This is a genomic window from Lentzea sp. NEAU-D7 (genome assembly GCF_026242055.1).
In the GTDB taxonomy this organism is placed as follows: domain Bacteria; phylum Actinomycetota; class Actinomycetes; order Mycobacteriales; family Pseudonocardiaceae; genus Lentzea.
The window spans coordinates 56,912-76,630 of record NZ_JAPJDL010000007.1; the positions used below are offsets into that span (position 1 = coordinate 56,912).

Annotated in this window: 20 protein-coding genes; 5 read left to right on the top strand and 15 right to left on the bottom strand. The window is 69.3% G+C overall.

Annotation, left to right across the window (positions count from 1 at the left end; genetic code table 11):
• Positions 1-23: 23 nt before the first annotated feature.
• Entirely contained in the window at positions 24-878 is an 855-nt protein-coding gene (locus tag ORI60_RS16035) for a helix-turn-helix transcriptional regulator (RefSeq protein ID WP_266038096.1), read from the top strand.
• Here the strand turns inward: ORI60_RS16035 and ORI60_RS16040 are convergent.
• Entirely contained in the window at positions 793-1,551 is a 759-nt protein-coding gene (locus ORI60_RS16040; protein WP_266038097.1) for an enoyl-CoA hydratase-related protein, read from the bottom strand. The two genes, ORI60_RS16035 and ORI60_RS16040, sit on opposite strands and share 86 nt — an antisense overlap.
• Before the next feature lie 17 nt (positions 1,552-1,568).
• Positions 1,569-3,563: a protein meaA gene (locus ORI60_RS16045; RefSeq protein ID WP_266038099.1), complete on the bottom strand. Its 1,995-nt coding sequence runs from the start codon at positions 3,561-3,563 to the stop codon at positions 1,569-1,571.
• Between the two features lie 103 nt (positions 3,564-3,666).
• Between ORI60_RS16045 and ORI60_RS16050 the strand changes: the two genes are divergently transcribed.
• The gene (locus ORI60_RS16050; RefSeq protein ID WP_266038100.1) at positions 3,667-3,954 is read left to right on the top strand and encodes a hypothetical protein; all 288 of its coding nucleotides are present in this window, start codon (positions 3,667-3,669) and stop codon (positions 3,952-3,954) included.
• 45 nt (positions 3,955-3,999) lie between these two features.
• Here the strand turns inward: ORI60_RS16050 and murA are convergent, their stop codons facing one another.
• Positions 4,000-5,265, bottom strand: a complete 1,266-nt coding sequence (gene murA, locus ORI60_RS16055; RefSeq protein ID WP_266038102.1) for a UDP-N-acetylglucosamine 1-carboxyvinyltransferase — start codon at positions 5,263-5,265, stop codon at positions 4,000-4,002.
• 35 nt (positions 5,266-5,300) lie between these two features.
• Between murA and ORI60_RS16060 the strand changes: the two genes are divergently transcribed.
• Positions 5,301-5,873, top strand: coding sequence for a cob(I)yrinic acid a,c-diamide adenosyltransferase (locus ORI60_RS16060; protein ID WP_266038104.1), 573 nt, complete (start codon positions 5,301-5,303; stop codon positions 5,871-5,873).
• Positions 5,874-5,924: 51 nt separating this feature from the next.
• Here the strand turns inward: ORI60_RS16060 and ORI60_RS16065 are convergent, their stop codons facing one another.
• Entirely contained in the window at positions 5,925-6,356 is a 432-nt protein-coding gene (locus ORI60_RS16065) for a DUF2550 domain-containing protein (RefSeq protein WP_319987408.1), read from the bottom strand.
• A gap of 22 nt (positions 6,357-6,378) precedes the next feature.
• A complete protein-coding gene (locus ORI60_RS16070; RefSeq protein WP_089921576.1) occupies positions 6,379-6,744 on the bottom strand; it encodes a F0F1 ATP synthase subunit epsilon in 366 nt (121 codons plus the stop codon).
• A gap of 106 nt (positions 6,745-6,850) precedes the next feature.
• Between ORI60_RS16070 and ORI60_RS16075 the strand changes: the two genes are divergently transcribed.
• Both ORI60_RS16075 and ORI60_RS16080 read left to right on the top strand, forming a co-directional pair.
• Positions 6,851-7,339, top strand: a complete 489-nt coding sequence (locus ORI60_RS16075) for a SigE family RNA polymerase sigma factor (protein ID WP_266038107.1) — start codon at positions 6,851-6,853, stop codon at positions 7,337-7,339.
• Positions 7,330-8,556 carry a hypothetical protein gene (locus ORI60_RS16080; RefSeq protein WP_266038108.1) on the top strand — a complete coding sequence of 409 codons (1,227 nt, stop codon included), beginning with the start codon at positions 7,330-7,332 and terminating at the stop codon, positions 8,554-8,556. The genes ORI60_RS16075 and ORI60_RS16080 overlap by 10 nt, the downstream gene beginning before the upstream one ends.
• A gap of 7 nt (positions 8,557-8,563) precedes the next feature.
• Here ORI60_RS16080 and ORI60_RS16085 read toward each other — a convergent pair whose 3' ends face one another.
• The 10 genes from ORI60_RS16085 to atpB all read right to left on the bottom strand — a co-directional run bounded on the left by ORI60_RS16085 (position 8,564) and on the right by atpB (position 19,691).
• Entirely contained in the window at positions 8,564-10,294 is a 1,731-nt protein-coding gene (locus ORI60_RS16085; protein ID WP_266038109.1) for an ABC transporter ATP-binding protein, read from the bottom strand.
• Positions 10,291-11,796: an ABC transporter transmembrane domain-containing protein gene (locus ORI60_RS16090; protein WP_266038110.1), complete on the bottom strand. Its 1,506-nt coding sequence runs from the start codon at positions 11,794-11,796 to the stop codon at positions 10,291-10,293. The genes ORI60_RS16085 and ORI60_RS16090 overlap by 4 nt, the downstream gene beginning before the upstream one ends.
• Positions 11,797-11,812: 16 nt before the next feature.
• Positions 11,813-12,979, bottom strand: a complete 1,167-nt coding sequence (locus ORI60_RS16095) for an MFS transporter (protein ID WP_266038112.1) — start codon at positions 12,977-12,979, stop codon at positions 11,813-11,815.
• Between the two features lie 166 nt (positions 12,980-13,145).
• Complete coding sequence (atpD, locus tag ORI60_RS16100) at positions 13,146-14,582, bottom strand: F0F1 ATP synthase subunit beta (protein WP_266038114.1); 1,437 nt, start codon at positions 14,580-14,582, stop codon at positions 13,146-13,148.
• Positions 14,575-15,489: a F0F1 ATP synthase subunit gamma gene (locus ORI60_RS16105; RefSeq protein ID WP_266038115.1), complete on the bottom strand. Its 915-nt coding sequence runs from the start codon at positions 15,487-15,489 to the stop codon at positions 14,575-14,577. Before ORI60_RS16105 ends, atpD begins: the two co-directional genes overlap by 8 nt.
• Before the next feature lie 8 nt (positions 15,490-15,497).
• On the bottom strand, positions 15,498-17,144 hold the full coding sequence (gene atpA, locus ORI60_RS16110) for a F0F1 ATP synthase subunit alpha (RefSeq protein WP_266038116.1): 1,647 nt from the start codon (positions 17,142-17,144) through the stop codon (positions 15,498-15,500).
• A gap of 46 nt (positions 17,145-17,190) precedes the next feature.
• Positions 17,191-18,024 (bottom strand): F0F1 ATP synthase subunit delta, encoded by an 834-nt coding sequence (locus ORI60_RS16115; protein WP_266038451.1) that lies wholly within the window; start codon positions 18,022-18,024, stop codon positions 17,191-17,193.
• 3 nt (positions 18,025-18,027) lie between these two features.
• Positions 18,028-18,573: a F0F1 ATP synthase subunit B gene (locus ORI60_RS16120; RefSeq protein ID WP_266038117.1), complete on the bottom strand. Its 546-nt coding sequence runs from the start codon at positions 18,571-18,573 to the stop codon at positions 18,028-18,030.
• A 31-nt stretch (positions 18,574-18,604) separates the two neighbouring features.
• The gene (locus ORI60_RS16125) at positions 18,605-18,850 is read right to left on the bottom strand and encodes an ATP F0F1 synthase subunit C (protein ID WP_090008758.1); all 246 of its coding nucleotides are present in this window, start codon (positions 18,848-18,850) and stop codon (positions 18,605-18,607) included.
• Between the two features lie 64 nt (positions 18,851-18,914).
• Entirely contained in the window at positions 18,915-19,691 is a 777-nt protein-coding gene (gene atpB / locus ORI60_RS16130) for a F0F1 ATP synthase subunit A (protein ID WP_266038118.1), read from the bottom strand.
• Positions 19,692-19,719: the final 28 nt, after the last annotated feature.

Below are 19,719 nucleotides of genomic sequence, written 5' to 3' on the forward strand. Positions count from 1 at the left end.
GGCCGGGTAATAACCTCGGAAGCGTGCTAGGCGAGTTCCTGAAAGCCCACCGCGCCCGCGTCAACCCCCAGGATGCGGGCCTGCCGAGCCACACCCAGCGCAAGGTCAAGGGCCTGCGCAGGGAAGAGGTCGCGGTGCTCGCCGGGGTGAGCGCGGACTACTACGCCCGCCTCGAACAGGGCCGCGAGACCAACCCGTCCGCGCAGGTCCTCGACGCGCTGAGCCGCGCGCTCCAGCTCGACACCGACGCGCGGGCGCACATGCACCGCCTCGCCGGGGTCGTCGCGGACGAAGGTCATTCGACCGACAAGGTCAGCCCGGAACTGATGCGGCTCATCGGCGGCATGCACGACATGCCCGCGTTCGTGATGAACTCGCTGCTCGACATGCTCGCGGTGAACCCGCTGGCAGAGGCGCTCTACGAGCCGTTCTCGCCCGCCGACAACGCGGCCAGGATGACGTTCCTCGACCCCGCCGCCGCGAGCTTCTACCCGCGCTGGAACTGGGTCGCGCAGAGCACCGTCGCGCACCTGCGGCAGACCGCCGACCCGAGGTCGCCGCGCCTGCGGCAGATGGTGGAGGCGCTCAGCGAGAGCCCGGTGTTCCGCGAGCTCTGGGAGCAGCACGAGGTGCGCGGGAAGACCCAGGACGCCAAGGAGTTCGTGCACCCGGCCGTCGGCGCGCTGAAGCTGAACTACCACTCGTTCGACGTCCGCGAGGCACCCGGCCAGTTCCTGGTGGTCTACCAGGCGGAGCCGGGCCCGAACGCCGACGCGCTGAGGCTCCTCGCGACTAGTCGGGCCACACGGGCGGCCGCTTCTCCAGGAACGACGCCCGTCCCTCTTTGGCTGACGGGGACTGCGAGGTCTCGGCCATGACGGACAGCGCGATCTCGTACCCGTCGATCTCGGGCCGGTCCAGCTGCGCGTAGATCGTCCGCTTGCCGATCGCCTTCGACGCCCTGCTCCCCCGCGTGGCGCGCGCCAGCAGGTCGTCCGTGGCGGCGTCCAGCTCGTCCGCCGGCACGGCGCGGTTGATCAGCCCCCACTCCACCGCCGTCGCCGCGTCGATCACGTCGCCGGTGAGCACGAGCTCCATCAACCGCTTGCGCCCGATCGACCGCGCCACCGGCACCGCGGGCGTGTGGCAGAACCACCCGGCCTTGCCTCCGGGCAACGAGAACCCGGCCGTGTCCGCCGCGACCGCGAGGTCGCACGAAGCCACGAGCTGACATCCGGCCGCCGTCGCCAGCCCCTGCACGCGCGCGATCACGACCTGCGGCGCCGACTGGATCGTCTTCATCAGCACGGTGCACAGCTCCAGCAGCAGCCGCACGCCCTCCTCGTCACGGGCGTGCACGTCCGCGAAGTCGTGCCCGGCGGAGAAGACGGGCCCCTCCGCGGCCAGCACGATCCCGGCCGCGTCCGACGTGCGTGCCTCGCGGAACGCGTCCAGCAGCTCCGTGAGGTGCTCGGCGGACAGCGCGTTGCGCTTGGCCGCGCGGTTCATCGTGATCCGGACGACGGACCCGTCCCGCGAAACGTCAACCATTCCGCGACACTAAGGCCCTACGAGAGCGAGCGCACCTCTCGGATCACGGTGACGATCTCGTCCATGATCTCGGTCAGCTCGTAGTCCTTCGGCGTGAACACCCGCGCCACGCCGCGCTCGCGCAGCTTGGCCGCGTCGTCCGGCGGGATGATGCCGCCGACGATCACGGGGATGTCCCCGGCACCGGCCTCGCGCAGGCCGTCGACCACGGCGGGCACGACCTCCAGGTGCGAGCCGGAGAGGATCGAGAGGCCCACGACGTGCACGTCCTCCTGCACGGCGGCCGAGACGATCTGCGACGGCGTGAGGCGGATGCCCTGGTAGACGACCTCGAAACCGACGTCGCGGGCGCGCACGGCCACCTGCTCGGCGCCGTTGGAGTGGCCGTCGAGACCCGGCTTGCCGACGAGCATGCGCAGGCGTTCGCCCATCTCCTCGCCGGTGGAGCGCACCCGGTCGCGCACCCGCGCGATCTCCGAGCCCGCCTCACCGGACGCCGACGCGCCGGAAACGCCCGTGGGAGCACGGTATTCGCCGAACGTCTCGCGCAGCGCCTGAGACCACTCGCCCGTCGTCACGCCGGCACGTGCGCACGCCAGCGTGACCTCGACGAGGTTCTGGTCGGTCTTCGCGGCCTCGCGCAGGGCGTCCAGGGACGCTTCCACAGCAGCGTTGTCGCGGTTGGCACGCCACTGCCTGATCGCCTCGACGGCCTGCGCCTCGACGACCGGGTCGATGGTCTCGATCGAGTTCGCGCCCTCGGCCTGCAGCGGCGACGGCTCGGTCGTGTCGAACTTGTTGACGCCCACCACGATGTCCTCGCCCGCCTCGACGCGGCGGCGGCGATCCGCCAGCGAGGACACGAGGTTCGACTTCATGTAGCCGGACTCGACGGCCGCGACGGCGCCGCCCATCGCCTGCACGCGGTCGATCTCCTCGCGGGCACCGGCGAGGATCTCGTTCACCTTCGCCTCGATGACCGGGGAGCCGTCGAAGATGTCCTCGTACTCCAGCAGGTCCGTCTCGTAGGCGAGCACCTGCTGCATGCGCAACGCCCACTGCTGGTCCCACGGGCGCGGCAGACCGAGTGCCTCGTTCCACGCGGGGAGCTGGATGGCGCGCGCACGGGCGTTGCGGGACAACGAGACCGCGAGCATCTCCAGCACGATGCGCTGGACGTTGTTCTCCGGCTGCGCCTCGGTGAGACCGAGGGAGTTGACCTGCACGCCGTAGCGGAACCGGCGGTGCTTCGGGTTCTCGACGCCGTAGCGCTCCAGCGTGATCTCGTCCCACAGCTGGGCGAACGCGCGCATCTTGCACATTTCCTCGATGAACCGCACACCGGCGTTCACGAAGAAGGAGATCCGGGCGACGACGTCGCCGAACTTCTCCTGCGGCACCTGGCCGGAGTCGCGCACCGAGTCGAGAACGGCGATCGCGGTGCACATCGCGTACGCGACCTCCTGCGCCGGCGTCGCGCCGACCTCCTGGAGGTGGTAGCTGCAGATGTTGATCGGGTTCCACTTCGGCACGTTCGACACGGTCCACGCGACCATGTCGGTGATCAGCCGCAGCGACGGTCCCGGCGGGAACACGTAGGTGCCGCGGGACAGGTACTCCTTGATGATGTCGTTCTGCGTCGTGCCGGCGAGCGCCGACGGGTCCGCGCCCTGCTCCTCGGCCACGGTGACGTACAGCGCGAGCAGCCACATGGCCGTCGCGTTGATCGTCATCGACGTGTTGGCACCGGCGAGCGGGATCTGGTCGAAGAGCTGCCGCATGTCGCCGATGTGGCTGACGGGCACGCCGACCTTGCCGACCTCGCCCTTCGCGAGCTCGTCGTCGGGGTCGTAGCCGGTCTGCGTCGGCAGGTCGAACGCCACCGACAGCCCGGTCTGGCCCTTCGACAGGTTGCGGCGGTAAAGCGCGTTGGAGGCGGCCGCCGACGAGTGACCCGCGTACGTGCGCATCACCCAGGGCCGGTCGCGCTCACGGTCAGCTGGGTACGGCACAGCAACCTCCCACGTCGTCGTTCTCCGGAGCGTACTGGCCGGTAACCGACGCTGCGCGTGCGATTGCTCACTGAATCGTGACCACTGGGAGCATGATGAAGAGGTGACGGGCTTCTACCAGACCGGGATCGTCTTCGCGGTCCTCGGCTTGCTGGCTCTGGTGCTGAGGTACTTCGCGGGAAACGACAGGCGGCCCGTGCCGGACCTGGACGGCACGGACTTCGGGTTGCTGAGCGAGGTCGCGGTCGTCCCGACGGAGGAGGCCGCGAACGTTCTCGTGCAGAAGCTCAAGCAGAACGGGGTGCGTGCCACGCGTTCGAGACACGCGCCTTACCAGGTGATGGTGTTCCCGGCGGACGTCCCGAACGCGCGGCTGGTGCTCAAGACGTGAGTTCGACTTTCCGGCGAATCTCACCGCGCGAGCGGGCGAGCGCAATCAGACGCTGACGCGCTCCACGTTCGCACCCAGCTTGCGGAGGTTCTCCACGAACCCGGGGTAACCGCGCTCGATGTGGAAGATCTCGTAGACCTCGGTGGCCCCGTCGGCGCACAGACCGGCGAGGACGAGCCCCGCACCGGCGCGGATGTCCGACGCCCACACCGGCGCGCTGGACAGCTTCTCGATCCCGCGGATCACGGCGTGGTGGCCGTCCGTGCGCGCGTCGGCCCCGAGCCTGATCATCTCGTCGATGAACCGGAACCGTGACTCGAACAGGTTCTCGGTGATCATCGAGGTGCCCTCGGAGACCGTGGACAGCGCGATCGCGAACGGCTGGTTGTCCGTGGCGAAGCCCGGATACGGCAGCGTCACGAAGTCGACGGCCTTGGGCCGGCCTTCCATGACGACGCGGAACCCCTCGTCCTCGCCCTCGTAGACGGTGACCTCGGCGCCCGCCATGCGCAGCTTCTCCAGCACCAGGTCGAGGTGGTGCGGATTCACACCGCGCACCCGCACGTCGCCGCGCGTCATGACGGCGGCGAAGCCCCAGGTGGCGCCCACGATCCGGTCACCGATGACGCGGTGCTCGGTCGGCTTGAGCTCGGTCACGCCGTGCACGGTGAGGGTGGACGTGCCGGCGCCCTCGACCTTCGCGCCCATCTGGTTGAGCATCAGGCAGAGGTCGACGATCTCGGGCTCGCGAGCGGCGTTGTCGATGACCGTCGTCCCGGTGGCGAGCACGGCCGCCATCAGGATGTTCTCGGTGGCGCCCATGCTCGGGAAGTCGAGCCAGATCTGCGTGCCCTGCAGCCCCTCGGCCTCGGCGACGATGCAGCCGTGCTCGATCCACGTCCTCGCACCGAGCTTCTCCAGCCCGCTCTGGTGCATGTCCAACGGCCGCGAGCCGATCGCGTCACCGCCGGGCAGCGCCACGACCGCGCGCTTGCACCGCCCGACCAGCGGCCCGAGCACGCAGATGCTCGCGCGCAGCTTGCCCATGGCCTCGGAGTCGGCCCGGTGGCTCAGCTCGGCGGGGGTCGTGATCCTCGCCACGTCGCCTTCGAGCTCGACCTCGCACCCGAGACTCCGCAGCGCGTCCGCCATCAGCGGCACGTCGAGGATGTCCGGGCAGTTGGTGATGGTCGTGGTGCCCTCGGCCAGCAGGGCCGCCGCCATCAACTTGAGCACGCTGTTCTTGGCGCCAACGACGTCGACGTCGCCGACCAGCCTTGCGCCACCGTGTACCCGGAAATGCTCGCTCACGCGGCAATCCTACGTACGGCTCTAAAGTGCCAGGCATGGCGGTGCATCTCACCAAGATCTACACACGGGTCGGCGACGACGGCACGACCGGACTCGGCGACTTCTCGCGCGTTCCCAAGACCTCTGCACGCATCGAGGCCTACGCGGACGTGGACGAGACGAACGCGTCCCTCGGCGTGGCCCTGGCGCTGGGCCAGCTGGCACCGGACGTCTTCGAGGTGGTGCGCAAGGTGCAGAACGACCTCTTCGACGTCGGAGCGGACCTCTGCACCCCGATCACACCGGACCCGAAGTACCCGCCCCTGCGCGTGACCCAGGCCTACGTGGACCGCCTGGAGGGCTACTGCGACACGTTCAACGAACGCCTGGGCAAGCTCGACTCGTTCATCCTGAACGGGGGCACGCCGGGAGCGGCCCTGCTGCACCAGGCGCGCACCATCGCCCGCCGCGCGGAACGGCGCACGTGGTCGCTGATCGAAGAGGACGCCGAGCACACGAACGTGCTCACGGCCAAGTACCTGAACCGGCTCTCGGACCTGCTGTTCATCCTGGCCCGCGTGGCGAACCCGGACGGCGACGTCCTGTGGCAGCCGGGCGAGAACGCCTGACGAACGCGAAACGACCCGCCGGGAGAACCCGGCGGGTCGTTCGCACGAACTTCAGGAAGCCCAGGGAATGGACCGCCCGGGCGGAGAAGACTCCAACCAGGACAAGAACCCGGTCAGGGCGTCCGGCCCCATGGCGATCTCTACCTCGCCGGAGGCGGACCGGCAGCGCAGCACGGTCGCCCCCACGGGCATGGCGTAGGCCTCGGGCCCGGTCGGCTCCCGCCGGGCGTCGATCTCCAGGCCGTCCCGCGAGATCAGCTCGTTCGGCCCTGACCCGAGCGAGAGCACCCGGAACCAGGCGAACGAGTCGCCCCGGTAGTGCCCCACGCCCAGGTGCCAGCCACGCCCGCGATCATCGAACTTGCTGCGCAGGGCGACGTGCACGCCACCCTCACGCAGCAGCCGGATGCGGCGCCAGGCGAAGCAGGTGATGACGATCGCCACCCCAAGAAGGATCAGGCCGGCAATCTCGGTGATCCCCACGGCTGCGGCCTCGTGCCCGGTCTCAGGCCGACTGTTCCACGGCCCGCACGCGCGCTGCCGCACGTGCGCGCTCTGCGTCGTCCGCGTCCTGCAGCGCCGTGCGCGCCGCGTCCACGTCGATCTCGCCCGCGAGCTCGGCGTCCTCGGCGAGGATCGACACGCCGGTGCCGGTCACGGAGAGGAAGCCACCGTGCACGGCGGCGGTGACCAGGCCACCGTCCGTCGTGCGCACGCGCACCACGCCACCCTCGACCAGCTGGCCGAGCACGGGCTCGTGACCGGGCAGGATGCCGATCTCGCCCTCGGTGGTCTGCGCCGAAACAGAGGTGGCCTTACCGGACCACAAACGGCGTTCAACGGCGACCAGTTCAACGGTCATCTCGGCCACGCGTATCTCCCTCGTCGTCTGGAGTCGAACTGAGTCTAAACGGTCGCCTGACAACCTTGCCGCCCCGCCCGGTGTCAGTACCTCCGACGACCGCCGAAGGGGGGACATGCAGGACTTCGAGGACTTCGTGGCGTTGCGGTCGCAGGCGCTGTTGCGCACCGCATACCTGCTGTGCGGCGGCGACAAAGGCGCCGCTGAGGACATTCTGCAGGACGTCCTCATGAACATGTACGGCAAGTGGCGCCGGATCAGCTCCTCTCCGGAGGCGTACGCACGCGCCGCGCTGGCCAACTCGGCCGCGAACCGGTGGCGACGGCGTTCCCGCAAACCGGAGGCACCGCTGGAACTGGGGGCGGTGCCTGCGGCGCGCGGGCACGAGCAACAGGTCGTGGACGCGGACATTGTGGTGCGTGCGTTGGCGCAGCTGCCGAAGAAGATGCGCGCCGTTCTGGTGCTGCGGTTCTTCGACGACCTCAGCGAGGCGGAGACCGCGCGTGCACTCGGATGCGGCGTCGGCACGGTGAAGAGCCAGACCTCGCGCGGCCTCGCCCGCATGCGCGAACTGATGGGTGAGCAGGTGCTGACGTGGAGTTGAAGCAGGCGATGGAGGCCGCGACGGCCGAACTCGACGTGCGGCCGGGATTCGTGGGGGACGTGATGGCCGGGGGACGACGCAGGCACACGCGCAAGCTGGTGGCGATCACCGCGGCGGTGGCACTGCTGGCAGGCGTGACGACGGGGGTGGCGCTGACGCGCTCGCCGGAACCGCCGGAGGATCCGCGGCTGACGGCGACGACGACCGGTCCGCACGCCGGCGACTCCGAACTCATCGCGACCGCGCTGCACCTATGGGACGAGGCGCAGAAGCAGCCGTGGAAGCCGTACGAGCCCGTGACGGAAGTCTCAAAGCGAGCGAACGTGTTCTGGACGGGACAGACCCCTTCAGGCCCGATCGCCCTCGTCGCGCAGGAGGTGCGGGTGCGCGACTCCGCACGGCCCGCGACCCTCGTGGGCCTGGTCGCCGACGGCGCGGTGGCGGGCCGCGAGGTCGTGCAGGCGGAAGCCAGGGACAACGAGACGGGGCTGTACCGCTTCGGTCCTCTCGGCGACCACTACGTGGTGCTGACGCTGGGCAGGACGGTCTCCTGGTCGTTGAAACCGGCGCGCGGTCCGGACAACCGCCTTGCTCGCGTTTGGGCGACGGCCCCGCACGACGAGGACGGCGTCGTGTTCACGGTGGCTCCGCTGGCCGATCGGCCGGTGTTCGTGCGCGGCGACTCCGTGCCGCAACCCGACGACTTCACCCGGCAGCCGATCCTCAGCAGGTACGACTACCGGCCGGACCGCGCGTTCGTGCCCCACCCCGGTCTGGGCTGGAGCGGGCAGAACTGCGCGACGGGCACGCCCGAGGAGCGACGGACGCCGCCGGGGACGAAGGCGGACGACCCGAAGCGCGAGCTGCAGAAGCGGGCACTGCTCGACTACCTGGTCGGCTGGGACGTGACCGGCGACTGGAGCGTCTGCGCGTGGCTGCCGGACGGTCGTTACGCGTTGATGTTCGAGGCCTACGGAGAGCTGTACGGCGCGCTCTACCAGCCGGACGGCACGTTCAGCGCGCCCGTGCTCGGCGGCAGGGCGGTCAAGGGCGAGCCCGCGGTGCTGGCGTTGCCGGACGGTCAGGGCACGATCGTCGCCGACTTCGGCGCCACCATCGGCCCGCAGGAGCGCGACCACGCCTGGCTGGCGCCCGCCGGCACCAAGGAGGTCACCGTGCGGCAGCAGGGCGTCCCCAAGGTCGTTCAGCTCCCCTAAGCGGTGTCTAGGCGCCGTGCCAGGAACGCCAGAGCGTCGCGTAAGTGCCGTCTCTGGCGACCAGGTCGTCGTGGGATCCCAACTCCACGACACGACCCGCGTCCACGACCGCGATCCGGTCGGCGTCACGCGCGGTCTGCAGGCGGTGCGCGATCGCGATCACCGTGCGTCTCTCCCGCACGGCCGCGATCGCGCGCTCCGCGTGCCTGGCCGTGGCCGGGTCGAGCGAGGACGTCGCCTCGTCCAGCACCAGCGTGTGCGGATCGGCGACCTCGACGCGTGCGAGCGCCAGCTGCTGCGCCTGGGCGGGATCCAGCTCGAGCCCGCCCGCACCGAGGAGCGTGTCCAGGCCTTCGGGCAACTCCTCGAACCACGTCGCGCCGACGGTCCGCAACGCTTCGAGCAACCGGTCGTCCGGAGCGTCCGGGGCCGCCATCGCGAGGTTCTCCCTGACCGTCCCGATGAACACGTGGTGTTCCTGCGTCACCAGTACGATCCGCTGCTCGCCTGCTGCCGCGAGATCGGCGACGGGCACCCCGCCGACGAGCACCGACCCCTCCCCCGGCCGGTCGACGCCCGCGATCAACCGGCCCAGCGTCGACTTGCCCGCGCCGGAGACTCCGACGATCGCCAGCCGTTCTCCCGGCTGCACCACGAGGTCGACACCGTGCAGGACCTCGTGTCCGTCCACATAGGAGTAGTGGACTCCGCTCACCTCGATGCGGTCGCCCTCCGGTTCGCGGACGGCGGGCGCGGGTTCGGCGTGGGCCCCGATCCCCTCGATCCGGGCGAAGGACGCGCCGCCGCGCTGCAGGAACTCGACCCAGAACAGGATGCGGTCCATCGGCTCGACCAGCCGCCAGACCCACAACACCGCCGTGACGACGACCTCGATCCGCACACCGTCGGCCGCGTAGAAGAAGCCACCGACGAGCAGCACCAGCACGGCCGGCAGGGTGTTCACGAAGGTGGTCACCGGGAACAGCACGTTCCTGAGCGCGAGCGTCCGCAGCCGAGCCCGGTACGACCGCGCGACGGTGCCGTCCGCGGCGGCCAGCATCCGGGCCCTCAGGCCGTACGTCTCGATCGTCCGGCTGCCCTCGCCGACCGCCGCGGACATCTCCGCGACGTCACCGTTGGCCTCGCTCTCCGCGAGGTACGCGTCGCGCGCACGGGCGAGGTACCAGCGCACCACCCACACCACGAACGGCATGCCGACCAGCGAGACGAGGCCGAGCACCGGGTCCAGCCAGAACACCGCCACGAACACGACCAGGAGGTGTGTGGCGCCCGCGAGCACCTCGGGCACGCTGTCCCGCAACGCCTGGCCGACCACGCCGACGTCGCTCGTCACGCGGGTCATCAGGTCGCCGGTGCTCAGCCGGTCGACCACCCGCGCGGGCAACGCCAGCGTGCGCGTCACCGCCTCCTCCCGCAGCGAGGCCAGGAACCGTTCACCGAGCCTCGCCGCCCGCAACGCGCTGTACCGCACCAGCACCAGGTGCACGACGGCCGCACCGAGCACCCCGAGCGCGAGCTGGTCCACAGTGGACGGCGTCAGCGAGCCGGCCTCCACCCCGCCGACGATCTTGCCGAGCAGGTACGGCCCGACGAGCCCCGACAACGCCGAGAGCGCGGTGAGCACGAGCACCGCGGCCAGCGCACGCCGTTCGCCCCGGAGCAGCCGCGCCGCGGCCTGCCGCACCTCGCGGCGGTCCGCGATCGGCAGCCCGGTCATCGGCTCTCCTCCAGGTGCACGACCTGATCCGCCTGGTTCGCCCACAACGGCGACGACGACACGACGACCGTGGTCCGCCCCGACCGCCTCTCCCGCACCCTCTTCGCCACCGCCGCCTCGGTCACCGCGTCCAGGGCGGACGTCGGCTCCACCAGCACGAGCAGATCCGGTTCGCTCAGCAACGCCCGCACGAGCCGCAGCCGTTGCCGCTGGCCGCCGGACACGTTGCGGCCCTGCGACTCCAGGGGTGAGTCGAGGCCGTCCGGCATCGCCTCCACGACGTCCACCGCGGCCGCCGCGTACAACGCCTCGTCCAGTTCGCGGTCACTGTGCACCGCCACCGACACCGCCTCGCGCACCGTCCCCGGGAACAGGTAGTCGTCGTTGTCCGCGACCACGCCCGGCAGCCGGTCGACGGCGTCCCTCGCCAGCGTCGCGTTCGCCGAGACGACCACGGTCAGCGCGCCGGTCTTCACGTCCAGCGGCACGGAATCGGCGTCCGGCTCCTCTGGCTGCAACCGGAGAACGTCGATGACCCGCCGCGCCGACACCAGCGCACGGGGAATCGCGTCCGCCCCTTCCATGAAGAACCCGACCGGCACGGTCAGCGTGGTGACGTACAGGTAGACGGCGATCATCTCCTCGATCGAGATGGCGCCGGAGACCGCCATGCGCGCCACGATCCACGTGACGACGGCGAGGAACAACGCGGGCAGCCCCCACGTCAGCGCCTGCACCCAGCTCAGCCACGCCGACACCCGGTAGCCGTCTTCGAGGACCTCCCGCGACAGGGCCCGGAACCGCGACTCGAACGCCGGCTTCCCGCCGATCCCGGACAGCACCCGCAACCCGCCCACGATGTCCCCGGCCCGCGCACTCAGCTCACCCTGCCGCTGCCGGTACCCGGCCTCCACGGCGTGCAACCGGCTCAGGACGGGCCCCGTCACCACGGCGAGCACCGGCACCCCGAGCAGCACCACCACAGCCACCAACGGCGAGATCCGCACCAGCAACACCGCCGTGGCCACGTACGCGACCACGGCACCCACTCCGGGCCCGGTACTGGTCAGCGCGTGCGCGATCCGCGCCGTGTCGCCGTTCTGCAGGTAAGTGAGCTCCCCTGTGGACAGCTTCCGCCGGACCACCCCGCCGAGCCGGGTGACGTGCCGGACGACGATCTGGACCGTGCGCAGCGAGGCGTCGGTCCGCACCAGCGTCATCGTGCGGTGGCGGGCGATGAAGACCAGTGCCAGGCCCAGGCCCACCGCGAGCAGAGCGCCGCACCAGCCCAGCAACGCGGTCCTGTCGCCGCCCCGCACACCGGCCTCGACCGCTCGCGAGATGAGGTACGGCGGCAGGATCAGCCCGCACATCGACAGCGAGCCCCACCACGCCCCGGCGAGCACCCGCCCGCGTTGCACGAGCACGAGCCACCACAGGTACCGCCAGGGCGAGCGGACGTCCGGCGTCCCCGGGTCGTCGTGCGGAACGTGTCGGGCCATGCACCCGACCTTGCCATCAGCCGGCGGGCGCCACGACCGATTTCGCCTTCAGCCCAATCGCACCAACGGCCGTTGCGCCCAACGCCGCTACGAGCGCGAACGCGTAGAAGCCCCACGGGTGCGCCAATCCAGCCGTGAGCAACGCACCGCCGAGCAACGGCCCGCTGATGGCGCCCAGCCGTCCGATCCCAGCGGCCCATCCGATACCCGTGGCCCGGTTCTCCTCGTAAACCCGCCCCGCGTAGGCGTACACGAGCACCTGCGCGCTGAACACGAAGCACCCGGCCAGCAACACGGCCACGTACACGCCCACACCCGGCAGCTTGATGCTCAGCAGGGCCAGGAACACCACGGCGGCGGCGAACCACCCGATGGCTGCGGGCCTGATCCCGATCCGGTCGGCGACCGCTCCGGCGATCAGAAGTCCCACCACAGCACCGATGTTGAGCGTGAGCAACAACGCCAGCGCCGTACCGAGCTCGTACCCGGCGCTGCGCATGATCTGCGGCAGCCACGTGTTCAGCCCGTACACGAGCAACAGCCCCATGAACGACGCCACCCAGAACGCGATCGTCGCCTTCCGCAGGCCCGGCTTGAACAGCGAACCGACGGCCTCCAGCGCGGGAGCCGTGCGCGCCGCCGTCTCCGGCAAGTGCTTGACCATCAACGGGATCAGCACCAGCGCCGGTGCCGCGCCCACCACGAACAGCGACCGCCAGCCCAGCTGCGGGATGAGCACGATCCCCAGCAGCGCCGTGATGACCGCACCGACGTGATAGCCGGTCATGATGAGCGTCGTGGCCCGCCCGCCCTGCTGCGGCCGCGCCTCGTTGACCAGCGCGATCGCCGTGGGCAGGCACCCGCCGAGGCCGAGCCCCGCGAGGAACCTGAGGATCCCGAACGTCGTCGCGTCCGGCGCGAACGCACAGGCCAGCGTGAACACGGAGAACCCGGCCACGGCGTAGATCATCACCTTGCGGCGCCCGATGACGTCCGTGATGGTCCCGATGACCAGCGCGCCGAGCATCATCCCGACCAGGCCGGCCGTGGAGACCGCGCTGGCGCTCGCCGTCGTGAGCAGCTTCTCCTGCAACAGCACAGGGATCACCGTGCCGAGCACCACGAGGTCAAAGCCGTCGAGCAGGACAGCGGTCCAGCACAGCGGCAGCACCCATTTGTTCACGCGCTCTTCCTCCTCGTCGAGGTGCCCTGGTGTTGCCGAGCATGGTGCGACGGCAGGGCCCGCGACCGGGAGGGCGGTTTCCGTCCAACGGAAACGTCATGTGCTCCGGAAACGCCGGAAGGGCCGTCCCTCCACAAAGGAGGAACGGCCCTTCGGAGAACCTAGCTCAGTTGCCGGCCAGCTTCTTGGCGTTGGCCTCGACGTCGTCCAGCCCGCCGCAGGAGAAGAACGCCTGCTCCGGGTAGTGGTCGAACTCGCCCTTGCACACGCGGTCGAACGCCTCGATCGTGTCCTTGATGGGCACGAAGGAGCCGGGCTGACCGGTGAACTTCTCGGCCACGATGAAGTTCTGGCCGAGGAAGCGCTCGAGACGACGCGCGCGACCGACGAGGACCTTGTCCTCCTCGGAAAGCTCGTCCATACCGAGGATGGCGATGATGTCCTGCAGCTCCTTGTACTTCTGCAGGATTCGCTTCACCTCCTGGGCGACCCGGTAGTGCTCCTCGCCGACGATCGACGGCTCGAGGATTCGAGACGACGACGACAGCGGGTCGACGGCCGGGTAGATGCCCTTCTGGGAGATCGGACGGGAAAGCTCCGTCGTCGCGTCCAGGTGGGCGAAGGTCGTCGCCGGGGCGGGGTCGGTGTAGTCGTCCGCGGGCACGTAGATGGCCTGCAGCGACGTGATCGACCGGCCACGCGTCGAGGTGATGCGCTCCTGGAGCTCACCCATCTCGTCGGCCAGCGTCGGCTGGTAACCCACGGCCGAAGGCATGCGGCCCAGCAGGGTCGACACCTCGGAACCGGCCTGGGTGAACCGGAAGATGTTGTCGATGAAGAGCAGCACGTCCTGGTTCTGCACGTCGCGGAAGTACTCCGCCATCGTGAGGGCGGACAGCGCGACGCGCATACGCGTGCCGGGCGGCTCGTCCATCTGACCGAAGACCAGGGCGGTGTCGCTGAGAACGCCCATCTCCTCCATCTCGAGGAGGAGGTCGGTGCCCTCACGGGTGCGCTCACCGACGCCGGCGAACACCGACGTACCGGAGAACTCACGCGCGATACGCGTGATCATCTCCTGGATGAGCACGGTCTTGCCGACACCCGCGCCGCCGAACAGGCCGATCTTGCCACCCTTGACGTACGGGGTGAGCAGGTCGATGACCTTGATGCCGGTCTCGAGGATCTCGGTCTTGCCCTCGAGCTGGTCGAAGGCGGGCGCCTTGCGGTGGATGCCCCACTGCTCGCCGTCCCGGCCGAGGCCGGGAACGTCGAGGCAGTCACCGAGGGCGTTGAAGACGTGGCCCTTGACGACGTCGCCGACGGGGACCGAGATGGCCTTGCCGGTGTCGGTCACGGTCGCACCGCGCACCAGACCGTCGGTCGGCTGCATCGAGATGGTGCGGACCAGGTTGTCGCCGAGGTGCTGCGCGACCTCGAGGGTCAGCGTCTTGGCGACCGCCTCGAAGGTGATCTCGGCGTGGCAAGCGTTGAACAGCTCCGGCACGGCGTCGCGCGGGAACTCCACGTCGACGACCGCACCGATCACCCGAACCACACGGCCGGTGCGGGTGGTGGTGGCAGTAGCACTCATGTCACTCATCACTTCCTGCGCCACCGGTAAGCGCGGAGGCGCCACCGACGATCTCGCTGATCTCCTGGGTGATCTGGGCCTGACGGGCCGAGTTCGCCGCCCGGCTGAGGTTGCGCACGAGCTCCGTCGCGTTGTCCGTCGCCGCCTTCATGGCCGTACGACGAGCCGCCGACTCCGAAGCCGCCGCCTCCAGCATGGCCGAGAACAGCCGCGTCTTCACGTACTTGGGCAGCATCGCTCCGAGCAGCGTTTCCGCGCTGGGCTCGAAGTCGTACACCGCGCGCGGGCCCTTGGGGGTCTCACCGGTGTACTCGACGTCCATCGGCGCGATCCGCCTGGCGGTCGGCGTCTGGCTCAGCATGGACTTGAACTCGGTGTACACGACGTGGATCTCGTCCACGCCCTGCGCACCGTTCTCCGTGCCCTCCAGGAACGCCTCCACCAGCGCGTCACCCGCCTCGACGGCGTTGACGTAGTGCGGGGTCTGGGAGAACCCGCTCCACGACGCGGTGACCTCGCGACGGCGGAAGTTGTAGTACCCGATCGCCTTGCGGCCGGTCGCGTACAGCACCGGCTCCTTGCCCTCGGACTTGAGCAGCTGGATCAGCTGCTCAGCGGCCTTGAGCACGTTCGCGTTGTAACCACCGCACATGCCCTTGTCGCTGGTCACGACCAGGACGGCGGCACGCTTGGGGTTCTCGCGTTCCGACAGCAGCGGGTGGTCGAGGTTCGCCGAGGCCTCGGCCAACGCGGAGAGCACGTTCGTGATCTCGTCCGCGTAGGGGCGCGAGGCCGCGACCCTGGTCTGCGCCTTGGCGAGGCGAGACGTGGCGATGAGCTCGTACGCCTTCGTGATCTTCTTGGTCGAGTTGACCGTTCGGATCCGCTGGCGGAGCTCCCGAATCTGTGCGCCCATGGCTCAGATCACTTCTTGGTGGGCTCGGGCTTGTGGACCTTCACCGACTCCTGGGCGACCTTGTCGGCGTCCATCGCCTTCTCGGACGCCTCGTTGACGATCGTCGTGCCGTCCGAAGCGGTGAACTGCTTCTTGAACTCGGTCACGGCGGCGACAACGCGCTGCTGAGCGTCCTCGGGGAACTTCTTGGTCTCCACGATGGAGCCCAGCAGGTCCGCGTGGTTGCGGCGCAGCGAGTCCTTGAAGTCCGCGACGAACCGGCGGATGTCGGCGACGGGGACGTCGTCCAGGTGACCCTTGGTCGCGGCGAAGATCTCGACGACCTGCTCCTCGACGGGGACCGGGGAGTACTGGCCCTGCTTGAGCAGCTCGACCAGACGGGCACCGCGGTCCAGCTGGGCGCGCGACGCGGCGTCGAGGTCGGACGCGAACGCGGAGAAGGCCTCCAGCTCGCGGAACTGCGACAGGTCCAGACGCAGCGAGCCCGCGACGTCCTTCATCGCCTTGATCTGCGCGGCACCACCGACGCGGGAAACGGAGATACCCACGTTGACGGCCGGGCGGACACCGGCGTTGAACAGGTCGGACTCGAGGAAGCACTGACCGTCGGTGATCGAGATGACGTTGGTCGGGATGTACGCCGACACGTCGTTCGCCTTGGTCTCGATGATCGGGAGACCCGTCATCGAACCGCCGCCGAGGTCGTCCGAGAGCTTCGCGCAACGCTCGAGGAGACGCGAGTGCAAGTAGAAGACGTCGCCGGGGTAGGCCTCGCGGCCCGGCGGGCGGCGCAGCAGCAGCGAGATCGCGCGGTACGCCTCGGCCTGCTTGGTCAGGTCGTCGAAGATGATCAGGACGTGCTTGCCCTGGTACATCCAGTGCTGGCCGATGGCGGAGCCGGTGTACGGCGCCAGCCACTTGAAGCCGGCGGAGTCAGAAGCGGGGGCGGCGACGATCGTCGTGTACTCGAGTGCGCCCGCCTCCTCCAGCGCGGCCTTGACGCCCGCGATGGTGGAGCCCTTCTGGCCGATGGCGACGTAGACGCAGCGGACCTGCTGCTTCGGGTCGCCCGACTCCCAGGCCTTCTTCTGGTTGATGATCGTGTCGATGCAGACCGCGGTCTTGCCGGTCTTGCGGTCACCGATGATCAGCTGACGCTGACCGCGACCGATCGGGGTCATCGCGTCGATGGCCTTGATGCCGGTCTGCATCGGCTCGGACACCGGCTGGCGCTGCAGCACGGACGCGGCCTGCAGCTCCAGGGCGCGGGTGTCGTCGGCGACGATGTCACCGAGGCCGTCGATCGGCGTACCCAGCGGGTTGACGACACGACCGAGGAAGCCGTCGCCGACCGGCACGGACAGGACCTTGCCCGTCCGGCGGACCTCCTGGCCCTCTTCGATCTTGTCGAAGTCACCGAGGATGACCGCACCGATGTTGCGGACCTCGAGGTTCAGGGCGACGCCGAGGACGCCACCGGGGAACTCGAGCAGCTCGTTGGTCATCGTGCCCGGAAGGCCCTCGACGATGGCGATGCCGTCGTAGGTCTCGGAGACGGTACCGACCTCTTCCCGGCTGACCTCCGGGGAGTAGCTCGAGACGTACTTCTCGATCGCACTGCGGATCTCGTCCGACGAGATCGTCAGCTCCGCCATGTCGTTCCTGCTCTCACTTCTTCGTTCTTGGGAAAGGGCTCGGGGGCTAGCTGGCGAGATTGCGGCGCAGTGCCGCCAACCGGCCTGCGATGCTTCCGTCGATGATCTCGTCGCCGATCTTGATCGAGAGGCCACCGCCCAGAGAGGGGTCGACCTCCACGTGCAGCGCGATCGGGCGCGAGTAGATCGTGGTCAGCGTCGCGGTCAAGCGGTCGACCTGCTCCGCGGTCAGCGCCACGGCGGACCGGACGTGCGCGACGGAACGCTGACGGCGCTTGGCCGCCAGGTCGGCGAGCTCGGAGAGCCCGTCCGCCACGCGCACTCCGCGCGGGTTGCGAACCAGCTGGTCCACCAGCGTCTTGGTGACCGGGCTGACCTTCCCCTCGATCAGGGAGTCGACCAGCGCGACCTTGCCGGCTGCGTCGCCGGCGGGGTCCGCCAGCAGCAGCTCGAGCTCGTTCGAACCAGCCACGATGCGGCCGAGCCGGAACAGCTCGTCCTCGGTCGAGTCCAGCTGGCCGTCGCGTTCGGCACGCACCAGCAGCGTGGTGCGGGCGAGCGACTCGACACCGTCCACGAGCTCGCGCGGGCTGGACCAGCGCGAGGTCACGACGGCGACCAGGATCTGCAGGGTCGCGTCGCTCACCTTGCCGGCGAACAGGCCGCGAGCCAGCTGCTCACGACCGGCGGCCTCGGACGAGGCGTCGGCGAGCGCGCCGCGCAGCGAGCGCTGACCGACCAGCAGGTCGAGCACGGCGAAAAGCTCCTCGCCGAGCTTGGCGAGCTCGTCCGTCGACGTGGTGGCGTCGGCCAGCTCCAGCAGCCGCAGTTCCGCGGCTGCCAGAGCTTCACGACTAGCGGCATGCAACGTCATCGGCAGCCTCTACTTGCTCGCGGGCGCCGCGACGGCGTCCAGCTCGTTGAGGAAGCGGTCGACGGTGCCACGGCGGCGGGAGTCGTCCTCGAGGGACTCGCCCACGACCTTGCTCGCCAGCTCGACAGCGGTGCGGCCGAGGTCGGCACGCAGCTCCGCGACGATCTGGGCGCGCTGAGCGTCCAGCTGGTGCTGGCCCTGCGCGACGATGCGCGCGGACTCGGCCTGCGCCTGCTCGCGCATCTCCTCGACGATCTGCAGGCCCTCGGCCCGAGCGTCGTCGCGGATGCGCGCGGCCTCGGCGCGAGCCTCGGCCAGCTGCTCCTTGTACTGCTCGAGAGCACGCTGGGCTTCGGCCTGGGCCTGCTCAGCCTTCTCGATGCCACCCTCGATCTTGGCCGTCCGCTCCTCGTACAACGCCTCGAAGCGCGGTGAGACGAACTTCTTGATGACGAAGAGGAGGAGCAGGAACGCGACGAGACCGAGGATGATCTCCGAGGTGTGCGGGAGGACCGGGTTGACCGGTCCCTCCGCCGCCAGGATGAGGGTGTCCATCACGGTTTCTCCTAACGCGATCAGGATTCGGTCAGGCAGTCGCGATGAAGTAAACGACGAAGCCGATCAGCGCGAGGACCTCGACGATGGCGAAGGTGGTCCACGCGAGACCGAGCAGCACGCCGCGGGCCTCGGGCTGGCGGGCGGTGCCGCTGATGACCGAGGAGAAGATCAGACCCACGCCGATGCCCGGGCCGATGGCCGCGAGACCGTAGCCGATGGCCGCGAGACCCTGGTTCAGGTTGACGGCGTCCTGGGCGATCTGGATAGCGCTCACTGTTGCTGTTCCCTTTCCAACTCGGTCCGCGAGATTTCGCGGATCGGAGGCTTTGTGCTGTTTCTCAGTGCTCTTCTGCCAGCGCCATGCCGATGTAGCTGGCAGACAGCAGCGCGAAGATGTAGGCCTGCAGACACATGATCAGTGCCTCCAGGAAGGTCAGCGCGATGGCGAAGGCGAAGGACACCGGCGCCACGATGACGGTCAGTCCGCCGTTGAGCAGCAGGAACTCACCAGCCAGGGTGAACACCAGCAGCAGCAGGTGACCCGCGAACATGGCGGCGAAGACTCGGATCGCCAGCGTGAGCGGGTTCAGGACGAACTTCTGGAAGAACTCGATCGGGATCAGCAGCGGGAGCACGAACCACGGCGCGCCCGGCGGAACCGTCTGGTGCTTCAAGTAGCCCACGAAGCCGTGACGCTTGAACCCGACGAAGTGGTACACCGGGTAAACGACGAGCAACGAAACGGCGAGCGGGAAGCCGATGTGCGACATCGTGGGGAACTGGACGATCGGGATGAGCCCGAACAGGTTGTTCACCAAGATGAAGCAGAAGATCGTGAGGATCAGCGGGATGAACGGCTTGAAGTCCTTCGCACCGATCTGCTCCCGGGCGATGTTGTTGCGCCCGAAGTCGTAAACCGACTCGGCGGCGAACTGGAACTTGCCGGGAACGACCTTGAGGTTGCGGGTCGCCGCAATGAAGAAGACGGCGATGATCACGATCGACAGCACCAGCAGGACCATCGGCTTCGTGACCGAGCCGAAGATCGGCGGGAGGAAGAAGTCCTTCACGCCGGGAGCGACGAACTCGCCCCCCGAAGCCAGCAACTTGGTCACTGTGTTCCTTCCGGTTCTCCCGGCCGGC

Excerpts from the sequence above, each read along its gene's own strand:
- atpD (WP_266038114.1), bottom strand. The coding sequence starts at position 14,582 with ATGAGTGACATGAGTGCTACTGCCACCACCACCCGCACCGGCCGTGTG.
- ORI60_RS16075 (WP_266038107.1), top strand. The coding sequence starts at position 6,851 with ATGCAGGACTTCGAGGACTTCGTGGCGTTGCGGTCGCAGGCGCTGTTG.
- ORI60_RS16120 (WP_266038117.1), bottom strand. The coding sequence starts at position 18,573 with ATGGACACCCTCATCCTGGCGGCGGAGGGACCGGTCAACCCGGTCCTC.
- ORI60_RS16105 (WP_266038115.1), bottom strand. The coding sequence starts at position 15,489 with ATGGGCGCACAGATTCGGGAGCTCCGCCAGCGGATCCGAACGGTCAAC.
- atpA (WP_266038116.1), bottom strand. The coding sequence starts at position 17,144 with ATGGCGGAGCTGACGATCTCGTCGGACGAGATCCGCAGTGCGATCGAG.
- ORI60_RS16090 (WP_266038110.1), bottom strand. The coding sequence starts at position 11,796 with ATGGCCCGACACGTTCCGCACGACGACCCGGGGACGCCGGACGTCCGC.
- ORI60_RS16085 (WP_266038109.1), bottom strand. The coding sequence starts at position 10,294 with ATGACCGGGCTGCCGATCGCGGACCGCCGCGAGGTGCGGCAGGCCGCG.
- ORI60_RS16060 (WP_266038104.1), top strand. The coding sequence starts at position 5,301 with ATGGCGGTGCATCTCACCAAGATCTACACACGGGTCGGCGACGACGGC.
- ORI60_RS16040 (WP_266038097.1), bottom strand. The coding sequence starts at position 1,551 with ATGGTTGACGTTTCGCGGGACGGGTCCGTCGTCCGGATCACGATGAAC.